Source organism: Desulfomonilia bacterium, from assembly GCA_036567785.1.
GTDB lineage: Bacteria > Desulfobacterota > Desulfomonilia > UBA1062 > UBA1062 > DATCTV01.
The window spans coordinates 1-13,675 of the sequence record DATCTV010000004.1 but is presented as its reverse complement, the minus strand read 5'-3'; the positions used below and the strand labels follow the sequence as shown (position 1 = coordinate 13,675).

10 protein-coding genes and 1 pseudogene are annotated in these 13,675 nt (G+C 45.7%); 9 read left to right on the top strand and 2 right to left on the bottom strand.

Features of this window, described 5'->3' with window-relative positions; genetic code table 11:
* Positions 1–78 precede the first annotated feature (78 nt).
* Positions 79–651: a flavodoxin family protein gene (locus VIS94_00985; GenBank protein ID HEY9159647.1), complete on the top strand. Its 573-nt coding sequence runs from the start codon at positions 79–81 to the stop codon at positions 649–651.
* A 37-nt stretch (positions 652–688) separates the two neighbouring features.
* Here VIS94_00985 and ybaK read toward each other — a convergent pair whose 3' ends face one another.
* Positions 689–1,174 carry a Cys-tRNA(Pro) deacylase gene (gene ybaK, locus VIS94_00980; GenBank protein HEY9159646.1) on the bottom strand — a complete coding sequence of 162 codons (486 nt, stop codon included), beginning with the start codon at positions 1,172–1,174 and terminating at the stop codon, positions 689–691.
* A gap of 112 nt (positions 1,175–1,286) precedes the next feature.
* On the opposite strand from ybaK, the gene VIS94_00975 reads away from it, so the two are divergent.
* The 5 genes and pseudogenes from VIS94_00975 (at position 1,287) to VIS94_00955 (ending at position 7,481) form a co-directional block, all read left to right on the top strand.
* The gene (locus VIS94_00975; protein ID HEY9159645.1) at positions 1,287–1,418 is read left to right on the top strand and encodes a hypothetical protein; all 132 of its coding nucleotides are present in this window, start codon (positions 1,287–1,289) and stop codon (positions 1,416–1,418) included.
* 12 nt (positions 1,419–1,430) lie between these two features.
* Positions 1,431–1,766, top strand: a pseudogene (locus VIS94_00970) (redoxin domain-containing protein).
* Positions 1,767–1,889: 123 nt separating this feature from the next.
* Positions 1,890–3,383 carry a sigma 54-interacting transcriptional regulator gene (locus VIS94_00965; GenBank protein HEY9159644.1) on the top strand — a complete coding sequence of 498 codons (1,494 nt, stop codon included), beginning with the start codon at positions 1,890–1,892 and terminating at the stop codon, positions 3,381–3,383.
* A gap of 270 nt (positions 3,384–3,653) precedes the next feature.
* The gene (locus VIS94_00960) at positions 3,654–5,006 is read left to right on the top strand and encodes a glutamine synthetase family protein (protein HEY9159643.1); all 1,353 of its coding nucleotides are present in this window, start codon (positions 3,654–3,656) and stop codon (positions 5,004–5,006) included.
* Positions 5,007–5,309: 303 nt separating this feature from the next.
* Positions 5,310–7,481 carry a glutamine synthetase III gene (locus tag VIS94_00955; protein ID HEY9159642.1) on the top strand — a complete coding sequence of 724 codons (2,172 nt, stop codon included), beginning with the start codon at positions 5,310–5,312 and terminating at the stop codon, positions 7,479–7,481.
* Between the two features lie 91 nt (positions 7,482–7,572).
* On the opposite strand, the gene glnD is transcribed toward VIS94_00955, so the two are convergent.
* Positions 7,573–10,029, bottom strand: a complete 2,457-nt coding sequence (glnD, locus tag VIS94_00950) for a [protein-PII] uridylyltransferase (GenBank protein ID HEY9159641.1) — start codon at positions 10,027–10,029, stop codon at positions 7,573–7,575.
* Positions 10,030–10,269: 240 nt separating this feature from the next.
* Here glnD and VIS94_00945 point away from each other — a divergent pair, with 240 nt between their 5' ends.
* The 3 genes from VIS94_00945 to VIS94_00935 all read left to right on the top strand — a co-directional run bounded on the left by VIS94_00945 (position 10,270) and on the right by VIS94_00935 (position 13,250).
* Entirely contained in the window at positions 10,270–11,130 is an 861-nt protein-coding gene (locus VIS94_00945; protein ID HEY9159640.1) for a class II fructose-bisphosphate aldolase, read from the top strand.
* Between the two features lie 20 nt (positions 11,131–11,150).
* A complete protein-coding gene (locus tag VIS94_00940) occupies positions 11,151–12,656 on the top strand; it encodes an FGGY-family carbohydrate kinase (protein HEY9159639.1) in 1,506 nt (501 codons plus the stop codon).
* 129 nt (positions 12,657–12,785) lie between these two features.
* Complete coding sequence (locus VIS94_00935; GenBank protein HEY9159638.1) at positions 12,786–13,250, top strand: hypothetical protein; 465 nt, start codon at positions 12,786–12,788, stop codon at positions 13,248–13,250.
* Positions 13,251–13,675: the final 425 nt, after the last annotated feature.

Below are 13,675 nucleotides of genomic sequence, written 5' to 3'. Positions count from 1 at the left end.
GATGATCTTGTCAAGCTTCAACAGGGGTTCCTGAATATTGTATAAAATTAAGCAGAAAACCATACAGGAGGATCAAAGATGAAGGTTGCTGGTTTTATAGGAAGTCCGAGGATATCTGGAAATACCGCTTCACTCGTGGGAGAAGTTCTCAGAGGTGCACATGACAGCGGTGCTGAAACGATTATATATAACATAAACCAGCTCAATATAAGGGGCTGCCAGGGATGCTTGAAATGTCAGACAAAAGAAGGGAAATGCGTTCAGCAAGACGATATGACAGGAATCTATGATGATATTTACAATGCCGATGCGATAGTGATCGGCAGCCCTGTCTATATGGCCCAGGTTACGAGCCAGACAAAGGCTTTAATTGACCGGTTATTTGCTTTCCTGTACCCGGCTTCTGAACTGGGAGGCAACTTTAAAACCAAATTAAACAAAAAGAAAACCGTGACCGTATATGCCCAGGGGCAGCCTGATCCCGCCATATTCAAAGACTGCTTCAATCTGACCGAAGGCATACTAAGCTTTATAGGCTTTGATATTAAGGAACGAATAGTAGCCTCAGGTGCAAGAGATATGAAATATGCAGAAGGGAATACAGATCTTATGAAGAAGGCATACACTGCAGGAATTAATCTTGCAGGCTAACTGATGAATGGTTCCTGTTTATGAAATATGCGGCAGATCAGTCAATCGCAACATTAACGGCCTCCGTGCTCAAAGCCTTTGCCATATCCAGAGGCGACATCTCAGCCAGAAGTCCTCTTTGTCCTGCATTTATAAGTATTCTGGGCAGGTCGAGGATGGTGGACTCTATAAATATTTTCAGGTGTTTTCTTGTACCGAAGGGGGATGTGCCTCCCACCCTGTAACCGGTATGTCGTTCGGCAATATTCGGATCGCACGGCTGAACCGATTTTGCACCGAGATATCTTGCCATGTTTTTTGTAGAGACATGCCTGTCGCCGTGCATGAGTATGATAAAAGGCACTTTTCTGTCATCCTCCATGACGAGCGTCTTGATTATAATGTGTTCATCGACACCGAGCTCTCGAGCGGAAACTTCCGTACCGCCGTGCTCTTCATATCTGTACTGATGAAGGGTAAAGGATATTCCCTTTTCCTTCATGACCCGTATGGCCGACGTTGTTGAAAAGTGTTCCTTTGGCATTTAAAACAGTTTCCTTTTTTTATGTTTTAGAGAGTTCAATATATTCTACAGATTTATCGGCCGGATGACGAAATAAGATAAAGAGCAGTTACTTAAAAGAGGAGGTGTACCGATGAGTAAAATAAGTCTTTTCCAGGATGCCCCCGAGATTGCGCTTAACGACTTCGCCGGCCAGGCGGTAAAGCTATCAGATTATAGGAACAGGAATAATGTAATACTTGTCTTCAACCGGGGCTTCTTCTGACCATTCTGCCAGAGGCACATGGCGCAGTTGCGCCAGGATTTTGACAAATTCACAGGAAAGGACGCGGTAATAATTGTCGCCGGACCTGAAAATGCACAGGCATTCAGAAGATACTGGGAAAAGGAATCGCTCCCCTTTATCGGGTTGCCGGACCCTGAACATACGGTATTAAAGACATACGGCCAGGAAGTAAAAATCTTCAGGCTTGGCCGCATGCCTGCACAGGTGATAATCGACAAGAAAGGGATGGTCCGTTTTGTCCACTACGGCCATTCGATGTCTGACATCCCAGACAACAATGAGCTTTTATCCCTTCTTGATGAGATTAATGCCTCTGATGGAGGATGAATATGCGGATGGCAAAATTAAGAAGGGTACAATAAACACTACCCTTCTTCCATTTGCCACAAAATTGTGCTATCTCAACAACCTATGACAGACCAGTTGCCATATTCCTACGAAGATTTGTCAATGCTCAACAGCATTGCAAAGGTTCTATCCAAACCGCTGCCCTTGAAAGAGCTTCTTGAGATGATACTCGGTGAACTGAGCCAGAAAGCGGGCATGAAACGCGGCATGATCTCGATACTCGATCGTGAAACCGGCATAGCCATGCTTGATGTGGCGTACGGGATTGATGTCAGCGGGCTTGACGTCAGGTTCAACCCGGGGGAGGGTGTTACGGGCCAGGTGGCCCACACGTGCAAGGCGATCGCAATTCCCAACCTCGGCACAGAGCAGCTTTTTCTAGATCGTACAGGCGCGAGAAGGGATCTGAACAGGTCGGAACTTGCTTTTCTTTGCGTTCCGATCATCTATGACGGCAAAGCGGTGGGTGTTCTTTCCGCTGATAAGGTGGCCAAGCAGATTTTCACTCTTGATTACGAGATTCAGCTCCTTTCCGAAGTCGCTTCCCTGATTTCGAAATCGGTGCATTTGAGGCGACTGGAGGATGAAAACATAAGGCTCAAGGATATGCTCAACCGCGTGAAGCACCCTTATCCCGAACTCAAGGGCAATTCCAAAATAATACGCGAGATATTCACGCTTATATCCCAGGTGGCGGATTCTAACGCCACTGTGCTTATTCATGGAGAAACCGGCACTGGCAAGGAACTCGTTGCAAGAGCCATACATTATGGAAGTCCCAGGAAGGACATGCCTTTTATTGAGGTCAACTGCGCTGCAATACCGGACACCCTTATCGAGAGTGAGCTTTTCGGACATGAAAAGGGGGCGTTTACAGGCGCGCACATAAAAAGACGCGGAAAATTCGAGGAGGCTCACGGCGGTACCATTTTCCTTGATGAAATCGGAGATCTCTCTCAGATGGCACAGGTAAAACTTTTGAGGGTGCTGCAGGAAAAGCAGATACAACCTGTAGGGGCATCCCGTCCTCAGAAAATAAATGTAAGAATAATTGCGGCGACCAACAGGAAGCTTGAGGAAGAGGTGGAAGCAGGGTCATTCAGGACTGACCTTTACTACAGGTTGAACGTGTTTCCGATTTACATGCCGCCTTTAAGGGAACGAGGAAGCGATATAATACTGCTGGCGGATTATTTCGTCGAGAAATACTCAAGCGAACTCGGGAAAAATCTCAAGCGCATATCGACTCCGGCAATAGATCTGCTGCTGGCATACCATTGGCCGGGAAATGTCCGCGAACTCGAAAACTGCATAGAGAGGGCGGTTCTTCTTGCGAAAGGGGACACCATAGACAGCATACACCTGCCGCCATCACTTCAAATGAAGACATCACTGGAGCAGGGCAAAAGAAAGCAGGGCACACTTACATCGCTGGTTGATGCGTATGAGCGATCCATAATTACCGATGCATTGAAGGATGCGCGCGGCAACCAGAGCAGGGCTGCAAAGATACTTGGCTCGACGAAAAGAATTATTCAATATAAGACTCAGAAATACGCAATTGATACTGACAGATTCAAATCCAAGAAGAACTGAACGGTTGTACGGCGGAATTTAGTCAAATGTAGCATCCCGACATATCAGGTGCAAATTTGAGCCGAAATATGTCAAGTGAACAAATCTGTATCCGAATAGCCTTTTGTAAAGCTCAAATCAATCCTGCAAAATCAAACCTAACTTACCGGTATTAATGAAAAAACCGGCAATTTCAGAACTGTTTCGGCAATTCATGTGAGGAGATGGCATAGTTTTGGCTTTAAAATATTCCGGGAAAGAGTTCAAAAAAATCCCGGGTGGATTTGGAGTATGAAAGGAGGAGTAAAGACCATGCTGGCATGCAGGACAAAGGAAGATATCTTTGCCGCGGTCACCGAATATGATGTCAGTTTTGTGCAGTTCTGGTTTACAGATGTATTAGGCAGGCTGAAGTGCTTTAATATAACTCCATCCGAACTGGATGAGGGGATAGACGAGGGGATGGGATTCGACGGCTCCTCAATTGAAGGGTTTGCACGCATATATGAAAGCGATATGATAGCAAAACCTGTTCTGTCAACATTCCAGCTTGTTCCATGGAGGCCGGGCGACAGACCGGTTGCACGAATGTTCTGTGACATTCTTAATCCAGATGGAACGCCTTATGATGGATGTCCCAGATATGCCTTGAAAAGGGTTCTCAAAAAGGTATCGGATATGGGTTACACCGCCTATTTGGGGCCAGAACTTGAATTTTTCTATTTCAGGGACGAAACTGCACCCGCAATTCTAGACAGGGGCGGTTATTTCGACGGGCTTCCGATCGACAAAGGACCGAACATCAGGCGTGATACGATATTTTCACTGCAAAAGATGGGGATTCAGGTTGAATACAGTCACCACGAGGTTGCCCCGTCACAGCATGAGATAGATCTCAAATACAATGAGGCCCTTGCAATGGCCGATGCGGTCATGACATACAGGACAACCGTGAAGGAGATTGCAAGGCAGCACGGGATATATGCGACCTTCATGCCTAAACCCTTATTCGGTGAAAACGGCTCGGGTATGCATGTTCATCAGTCGCTGTTCAAATCAGGGAAGAACGCCTTTTACGAAGAAAAGGACAAGTACCATCTTTCGATGACGGCAAAACACTATATAGCAGGCATCCTTGCGCATGCGCCAGAGATAACAGCGATTTGCAACCAATGGGTTAATTCTTACAAGAGGCTTGTACCCGGCTATGAAGCGCCTGTTTACGTTTCATGGGCACGCATGAACCGTTCGGCAATGGTAAGGGTCCCCATGTATAAACCTGGAAAAGCAGAAGCGACAAGGATGGAATTCCGCTCTCCAGATCCCGCATGCAACCCGTATCTTGCGTTTGCTGTAATGATCGCAGCAGGGATGAAAGGCATCGAAGGAAAATACAGACTGGCAGATCCCGTTGAAGAAGATATATTTGAAATGAGTGAAGAAGAACGCGAGAAAGCTGGAATTGCGTCACTACCCGGAAGCCTTTATGAAGCTGTCCAGAATACCATGATGAGTTCTCTCGTTCGTGAGACGCTGGGTGATCACATATTCTTCAAGTTTATCGAAAACAAGAAAAAGGAATGGGATGCCTTCAGAACTCATGTAAGCAGGTTCGAAATAGAAAACTATCTACCGGTGCTTTAACACCCTTTCACCTCCATGTAGGGTGTTGAGTGTTGGATGGGGGCAAGTCCTTGTCCCCGTCCAATTTTTTATGTCCAGAAGAAATTCATTTTATCTGAAAAACGGCAATGATACAAAAATGAACCAATGATCGGCAATAAATCAATAATGTACAGCAGGTGCATCAATTTGATGATGAATATCCTGTAATTACAAGATATTAAATAATATTAAAATTGGCATTTTATTTGCTAGTAACCAATAAGCATGGCTTTTAGCATGTGCTCTGATTTTACAGAACAACAAATATAGCTGGAGGAAAAAATGAAGGTTATTAATCCTATCACTGCATCCGAGAGAGACTACATCGTTGAAAAAGAGAAAACGATACCTGTTTCGAATTATTATGGTGAAGACATTTTCAGTACCAAGGTAATGATGGAAAAGCTACCCAAGAATGTCTGCAAGCGCATGATGGAGATCATGCATGAAGGCCGAAAGATGGATGCGGATACTGCAAACTCGGTCGCACACGCCATCAAGGAGTGGGCTATCGGCAAGGGGGCAACTCACTATTGCCACTGGTTCCAGCCCATGACGGGAACCACAGCGGAAAAGCATGATGCATTCATCGAATTTACGGATTCGGGTGATGTGATAGAGAGGTTTTCTGGAAAGCAGCTGATACAGGGTGAGCCTGATGCATCCAGTTTTCCAAGCGGCGGATTAAGATCGACGTTTGAGGCCAGAGGCTATACCGCCTGGGATCCGACAAGTCCTGCCTTCATAATCAAGAACGGTCTTGGTACCACGCTTTGCATTCCTACGATTTTCATATCATATACGGGTGAAGCGCTCGATAAGAAGACACCCCTCCTTCGTTCAATAGAGGCAATAAACAAAAGTGCCATTGCGATGATGCGTCTTCTCGGGAACAATGAATCCAAGAAAGTCTTTGCGACTCTTGGACCGGAGCAGGAATATTTCCTTATAGACCAGGACTATTTCTACAAGAGGCAGGACCTCGTACTGAGCGGCAGAAGCCTGATCGGTGCGATGCCTCCGAAAGGACAGCAGCTGGAAGACCAGTATTTCGGAAGCATCAAGGAAAGAATTCAGTCCTATATGCATGATGTCGAGGAAGAGCTCTATAAGCTCGGCATACCGGCAAAAACCAGACACAATGAAGTTGCACCGAGCCAGTTTGAAATAGCCCCCATTTTCGAGGAAGCCAACCTGGCTGCTGACCATAACCAGCTTGTAATGGAGACAATGAAACGCATTGCCCCGAAGCACAAGTTGAAACTCCTTCTTCATGAGAAGCCCTTCGCCGGAATAAACGGCTCGGGCAAACACGTTAACTGGGCGCTTGCAGACGATCTCGGCAATAATATGCTCAATCCAGGAAAAACACCTCAAGACAATATTCAATTTCTGGTATTTCTAATGGCCACGATCAAGGCAGTCAATACGCATGCCGATCTGCTCAGGGCATCAGTCGCTTCTGCAGGAAATGACCACAGGCTCGGAGCGAATGAAGCGCCTCCTGCGATCATCTCCATATTCCTCGGCGAGCAGCTTACCCAGATACTCGACAACATAGAAAAAGGGAAAATTACGAAGGCTACCGATGAGGCGATCATAGACCTTGGCATTTCAAAACTTCCGGATCTGAGCAAGGACAGCACGGACAGGAACAGGACATCACCTTTTGCTTTTACCGGCAATAAATTTGAGTTCAGGGCCGTTGGCTCTTCGCAGTCCATCTCATTCCCTGCAACCATACTCAATACCATAGTTGCAGAGAGCATCGACATTCTGGCTAAAAAGATCAAAGAGAGAAACGGGAAAAACATCAATCAGGCGGCACTGGATGTAGTCAGGGAAGAAGTGAAAGCCAATAAAGCCATACTCTTTATGGGCGACAACTATACCAAGGAATGGGAAGCAGAAGCCGAAAGAAGAGGACTGCCAAATAAGAAGACTACATGTGAGGCATTGAAGGACCTCAAGACAGACAAGGCCGTAAAGCTATTCGAAAAGTATAAAGTTCTTTCAGCTCTTGAGCTTAAATCGCGATATCATGTGCGCCTTGAAAAGTACATCAAGGAGATCGATATAGAGGCCGTGACGCTCAACAATATGGTTCAGAATCAGATTATCCCGGCGGCAATAAACTACCAGAAAAAGATTGCCGAGTCCGTAAAATCAGTAATCGATGTTGTTGGTGACAGCAAAAATCTGAAGGCGCAGAAAGAGCTTTTAAAACTAATAAGCGGGCTTATCGGCGATACGCAGGCGCTTAGCAATGAACTAAGGAACAGGATCGCCAAAGCAAATGCGATTTCATCCGAAGAAAAGAAGGCAGCATACTTCTGCGATGAAGTTAAAGAGATAATGAATGACATCAGGGAAAAGGTCGACACACTGGAAAATTATGTAGACGATGAACTCTGGCCGATGCCCAAGTACTGGGAGATGCTTTTCATAAGCTGAAAAAATTAACACGGAACACAATGTATTGGAAAATACCGGCGATGGTTTTAGCCACCGCCGGTATTTTTAATAAGAATGTTTATTTCCACACTTATCTCAGGGCTTCACCGATTGCTTTAATAAGATTTGACTGCAATTCCCTGTCCTCGATTTTTTCTCCTGTCTTAAGCACGACATAAAAGATGATCGCTGAAACGTCCGCATCTGTTGTTATGAATGCACGATGTATGGACAGGTTGTGTGTGCTTATCGTTTGAGATATCAGGAAAAGAAGGTCCCTGGCACGTTCTGCCTTGATTTCGATTATGGAGAAGAAATCTGATGACTGATTGTCTATGCTTATAAGAGACTCGGCTGCGAGTTTCGGTTTATTTGGAGAATGCAGCAATGACGGTATTTGTGATATTGCGGTGAAGGTATCTGTTTGTCCTGTGGATAAACTCATAAAAAGCCCGGTAAATTTGTCCCAGTCGTCATAACCCTCCCAGGGGGGTATTACATCGAATGTGTCGACAGCTATACCGTTGTGCCAGGTAAAGACCTTGGCGGAAAGCACTTCGAGGTGCATGCATGCCATAATGCAGGAGAGTTCGGCAAAGAGCCCGGGTTTGTCTTTTGTGACAACCGTAAGCCTGACACGTCCTCCTTCGTGAATCACTTCAATCCTGATTGAGCTGCCTTTCGTTATGTCTTCACACAATTTCAGATGCCTTATTATTTCTGATGTGTCGTAATGCAGGAGATAATGCTGGGGCAACGCCCACAGCCTTCCTGAATATTTAGCCGGAACTATCCTTAGAAGCTCTTCCCATCCCGAATCCAGCCTGCGCACGGTTTCACTGCTTTTAAGCTCCCCTTTTTCAAGAAAGTACAATGCCTTGACGTAGAGTTCATTGAAAAGTGCACCCTTCCAGTCATTCCAGGCTGCAGGACCGGTTGCAATGGAATCGGCGATGCTGAGCAGATAAAGCATGCACAGGTTTTCTACAGAACCTGCCGCTCTGGCGAATTTAAAAACGGTTTTTTCATCGGATATGTCGCGCCTGGTTGCGGTATGCGGAAGGAGCAGATGGTTTCTGATAAGGAATGAAATCGTCTCAGCGTATTCGGTTTTGAATCCCAGTCTCAATGCAATATCATATGCCAGGGCCGCTCCTGTAGCCTCATGACGGCCGCCGCTTCCCTTTCCAATGTCATGGAGCAAGGCAGCAAGCATGAGCATATCGGTATCTTCGATTTTTGAAAAGGCCGGGTTTTTATGACGTTCGAGATGCTTGATCTCTGCTAACGTATTTATGCTGTGCATGTCCACGGTGTTGACATGATAGGCATCAAACTGGATCTTTGAACGGATCCTCGTGAATTCGGGAATGAAGAGCTCAAGGACACCCGTCTCGAGCATAGGAATCAGGCCGGACTGAGGGTAATCGGAATTCAATATCTTGAGGAATATGCTTTTTGTCTGGAGAAATGACCTGCTGGTTACGGCAAAGTCCGGGTTGTTCCTGATAATCGTTCTTGCCGAGGGATGGAGTTCCAGACCAGACCTTGCACATGCAAGAAAGGCCCCCATAAGTATGGAGGGCTTGAGTGGAAGGGGCAAGCCTTCTGAAAATGCAACCATACCGGATTTTATTGTGAGATTGGAACTGAGGGGTTTGTCAGACCTGTCTTTTATGAGGGAAAACATATCCATTATCGAAAACGTAAGGTTTCTTCCAAGTGTTTTAATCGTTGAAGCGCTTCGATGAAATCTTTTCATAAATGCTTCAACAGGAGTTTCTATTTCGGAAAATGAAAGCCCCATGATTCTTGAAAGTTTTTCCTGGTATTCGAAACCCAGATGATCCTGTTTCCTTCCTGAAATTTCATGCAGGGTAAATCTGGTTTTCAGTAAAAAGCCGGCGGCATCGAGCAGGTCGCTCAAATCCTTTGATGAAATGATCCTTTTTTCAACGAGAGTATCCATGCCGGCTGCTTCGAGGACTGTTCCCACCATCCACAGGATGCTGTGGAAATCGCGAAGACCTCCATGGCCGTCTTTTATATCCGGTTCCAGGATATATGCATCGTCACCGAAGAGCTCATGTCTTTTCCTGTCATGAAGTATAAGGTCGGCAATGAATGAGGTTTTCCATTTTCTCTTTGAAGTTTTCTTTGCAATTGATGAGGAAAGTTCCCTGAAGAGGGTCTGATCCCCGCAGACAAATCTCATGTTCAGGAGTGAGGTCTTGAGAAAGAAATCCTTTTCCATGTCACCGAGCGTTTCTTTTATTGTACGGACACTGTAGCTTGCGTTAAGCCCCAGGTCCCAGAGCGGATAGATCAAAGCGTTTACCAGGCTGTCGGCATCTTTTTTCATCCCACTTTTACCTGCAAGCAGAAGGATATCGACATCCGAATAGGGGCACATGTCCTTTCTGCCGTATCCTCCTACGGCGATGACAGACCAGCCCTTTGATAAACTGCCGTTAATGCTTCCGAACAGACCGGTAATTTTCTGATCGACCTTTTCTGTCAGTATCGAGCTGGGATCATCTTCTCTCATTCTGCTGTATTCCATAAAGTTTAAGCGTGGCAAGGATCATGCCATTTCATGTAATGTCTAACTGACGGATATTACGCTTCAATGATAATTATGATAATAATAGCGATACAATATTGTGCATGAATCGGACTATGTTACGATATTCATAAAATCGGAAAGAGCCGTGTATTCATTTAAGATATGGCTTTTAATGGTTTTGATATGCATAATAAAATAAAACAAGCAAAGAAGAATAATCATATGGCGCTTGCAAGCTTAAAGGAAATTCTGGATGCAGCAAATAAGGGCGGTTATGCCGTGCCTGCCTTTGATGCGCTTGATCATGCCTCGGCTGAGGCTGTAATCATGGCGGCCGAGGAATTGAACCGCCCCGTGATTCTGATGTTACCTGAAGCAGGGCTTCTCCTGGTTGATGCTGATATATTCATGCGCTTCCTTGTTGAGAGGGTGAAAATTGCTAAGGTTCCCATTGCGCTCGAGCTTGACCACGGCAAAGGCCTTGATGTCATCATGAAGGCGATCCGGTGCGGGTTCACTTCGGTTATGATTGACGGGTCCGACCTCCCCAATGATGAGAATATCGCGCTCACAAAAAAGATAGTCGAAGTCGCCCATGCGGCGGGCGTAAGTGTTGAAGCCGAGATAGGCCATGTCGCAGGCGGTGAGGGCAGCTTTGAGGGCAGCGTTGTGGATGAAAGCATGTACACAAGGCCTGAAGACGCAAAGGCCTTTGCAGAAGCAACCGGCGTGGATGCACTGGCCGTAGCTTTCGGTACGGTCCACGGCGTTTATAAAGGCACACCTAAACTCGATATTGAACGTCTGAAGGCGATAAAAGATAGTGTCACAATTCCGCTCGTCATGCATGGAGGCTCCGGCGTGTCCGAAGAAGATTTCGTGAGAGCCATTCAAAGCGGCATAAACAAGATCAATCTCTTTACCGAGATTTCAATGGCAGCAGTTGCTAAAAGTGTGGCGCATGCTGAGGCCAGAGAAAACAAGCTCCATTTTGCTGAGCTAATATATGTGGCGAAGACCGAAGTCTCAAACATTGCAAAAAAATACATCATGCTCTTCAGTCTCGGAAAAGAAGCAAAATAAAATCTAAAATCGAGGTTATCATGAAAGAATATGTTGTTGTCATTGACCGCGGAAGCACGAATGTCAAGGCAGTTGCGTTCGACACAAAAGGAAACGAAGTCTTCACATCAGCCTGCGCAAGCCAGAAGCCTGTTTCCGTAAGGCCGGGCTGGTGGGAACAGGATATGCAGATAATATGGGAAAACACGGCAAGCGCAATCAGGGGTATATTCAAGGGAGGCATTCTTCCCGAAGAGGTCATTGGCGTTTTTGCAGTGGGGCAGGGTAACGGCATGATGCCCATAGATAAAAACGGAAACCCGTCCCGCATGGGCATACTGTCACTGGACAGCCGCGCAAAGGGCATACACGACGAATGGACGATGGACGGCCGCTACTCCCAGGCCATAGAAAAGCTCGTATTCCCGTTCGTGGTCGGTTCCCCGGTTACGCTTCTCGCCTGGTTCAAAGAGAATGCACCTGATGATTTCAAGGCAATCGATAAAGTCCTCTTTTCAAAGGACTGGATCCGCTACAAATTAAGCGGCACCATCTGTACGGACCCGAGTGATGCAAGCGGTGCAGGCCTTATGGACCCGAGAAAAAATACATACGCAGAGGACGTTTTCGAGCTGCTGGGCCTTGAAGATATAAAAGACAAACTTCCTGAAATCCGCCCCTCTCATGAGGTGGTAGGCCGCGTTACAAAAGAAGCGGCGCGGGCGACAGGCCTTAAGGAAGGTACGCCTGTCATGTGCGGTGCGCATGATATTGCCGCGTATCCATTCGGAATAGGTTCGATGGACTCGAAAGAACTCGTTACAGTGGTTGGCACATGGGGTTTCAGTGTTGTTCCGGTTACGAGCCTTGAAGGGATGTTCATGGCCTATTACCATACGTTTCCCGGCTATTTCCTTACAGGGATCGGTGACGGCAATTCAGGAGGCTGCCTGGATATCATCATCAATAACCTGTGCGAGTATGAAAAAGAGCTGGCCATCCGAAATGGAATTTCCGTTTACGAATATATCGAAGATATGATCGAGAACACGAAAACGACCGGCATACTCTTTCATCCCTTCGTTTTCGGGAATATCTTCTTCGGCTCTGCGAGCGGCTGCCTTTACGGCATCAGGAACTGGCACACAAAGGCAGATATAATGCGGGCAGTATATGAAGGCATAGTGATGAGGTATCATTCGAACATGAAGCTGATTCCAGGCAGCGCAAATTTCGAATCCATGTGGCTCATAGGCGGCGGCGCAAAAAGCAAGATATTCGGTCAGATTTTTGCAGATGTTACCGGCTTGTCCGTAAAGGTGCCCAAACCATACGAGATCACTGCCAGGGGCGGAGCGATGAATGCACTCATTGGGCTGGGCAGATATAAGAATCATCAGGAGGCCTGCATACAACCCGAGATCAAAACCGTATATCATCCGAATCCTGAGATGAAGGCGTACTATCAGAAAAAGTCCGCAGCATATCAGCAGATATTCGATAACAACATGCAGATCTGGGATACGCTGAGCCAGTTGAACGGCTGAGAAAAATTACTATAATTCGCTGTATAAAAGAAAACATTCTTTTCCGACGCCAGGTTCTTCTCCGAAAGAAAGGTTTGAAACTCGGGAAGAATGCGGTTCTGTTTGCATTGGACAATTTATCCATGTTAGTTGTTTAAAGAGATGAGTCGAATATTAATATGCACACTAATAGTTCTTTATTTATTACCAGTCTACTCCTACGCCGCATGTAATATCGTAAATGGTAAAGCGTATGGCGACTGTGCGGGAGTTACTCTAAATACTGGTTCAAAAGGAATTATTAAAGTTTCATCAAATAAAACAGAATCTGGAATTATAGAAGGTGCGAATTTGCTTGAGGGTGGCTCATTATATCTTTCCGGTACTTGTAATGGTGATATAACAGTAAACAAAAATGGAAAGTTAGTTGTTACAGGCATCGTAAATGGAACAGTTAAAAACAATGGGGGTATCATAGAAATTGAAGGAGAAGTTTTTTCTGTAGTTGCAAATGCAGGCAAGACCACCATTAGTGGCATTGTCTTGTACGTTAGAGGAAGAAGTAAAATTGTCTATAAAAGCGGTGCTGTAATTGGCGGGAAACCCATGAGATGAAAAAGGTAACACCTAACAAAATCAATACAGCCAATCGCTACGCTTTATTCTCAGCCTTTCGTTAGCAATGAGAAGAGGACAATAAATGATACCTACATCATTCATTAATCACGCTTGTGAAATACTCGGCGATACAAATACTGGACTATCTGGCTCAAAAATTGTCGAGCATCTTAATGAGTATGCATATAATTATGGTGTAGACATCCCATATCCAGATTATCCTTTTCCACCATCGATACCAAATAAAAGAACAGCACTTCGCAAGAATTTGCGCGCTTTTACATGACCTTCCCCCCGAAAAATAAGCCATATTTGAAGCGAGTATGATCTGGTAAAAAGGTAAGAGGAGGATCGTACCATGAGGAGAGGGAGATTTGGAGAGGAGCAGATAATCCGGATACTGAAGGAGAGAGAAGCCGGGG

Coding starts and splice junctions, on each gene's coding strand:
- VIS94_00940 (HEY9159639.1), top strand. CDS start 11,151: ATGAAAGAATATGTTGTTGTCATTGACCGCGGAAGCACGAATGTCAAG.
- glnD (HEY9159641.1), bottom strand. CDS start 10,029: ATGAGAGAAGATGATCCCAGCTCGATACTGACAGAAAAGGTCGATCAG.
- ybaK (HEY9159646.1), bottom strand. CDS start 1,174: ATGCCAAAGGAACACTTTTCAACAACGTCGGCCATACGGGTCATGAAG.
- VIS94_00945 (HEY9159640.1), top strand. CDS start 10,270: ATGGCGCTTGCAAGCTTAAAGGAAATTCTGGATGCAGCAAATAAGGGC.
- VIS94_00965 (HEY9159644.1), top strand. CDS start 1,890: ATGCTCAACAGCATTGCAAAGGTTCTATCCAAACCGCTGCCCTTGAAA.
- VIS94_00985 (HEY9159647.1), top strand. CDS start 79: ATGAAGGTTGCTGGTTTTATAGGAAGTCCGAGGATATCTGGAAATACC.
- VIS94_00960 (HEY9159643.1), top strand. CDS start 3,654: ATGAAAGGAGGAGTAAAGACCATGCTGGCATGCAGGACAAAGGAAGAT.
- VIS94_00975 (HEY9159645.1), top strand. CDS start 1,287: ATGAGTAAAATAAGTCTTTTCCAGGATGCCCCCGAGATTGCGCTTAAC.
- VIS94_00955 (HEY9159642.1), top strand. CDS start 5,310: ATGAAGGTTATTAATCCTATCACTGCATCCGAGAGAGACTACATCGTT.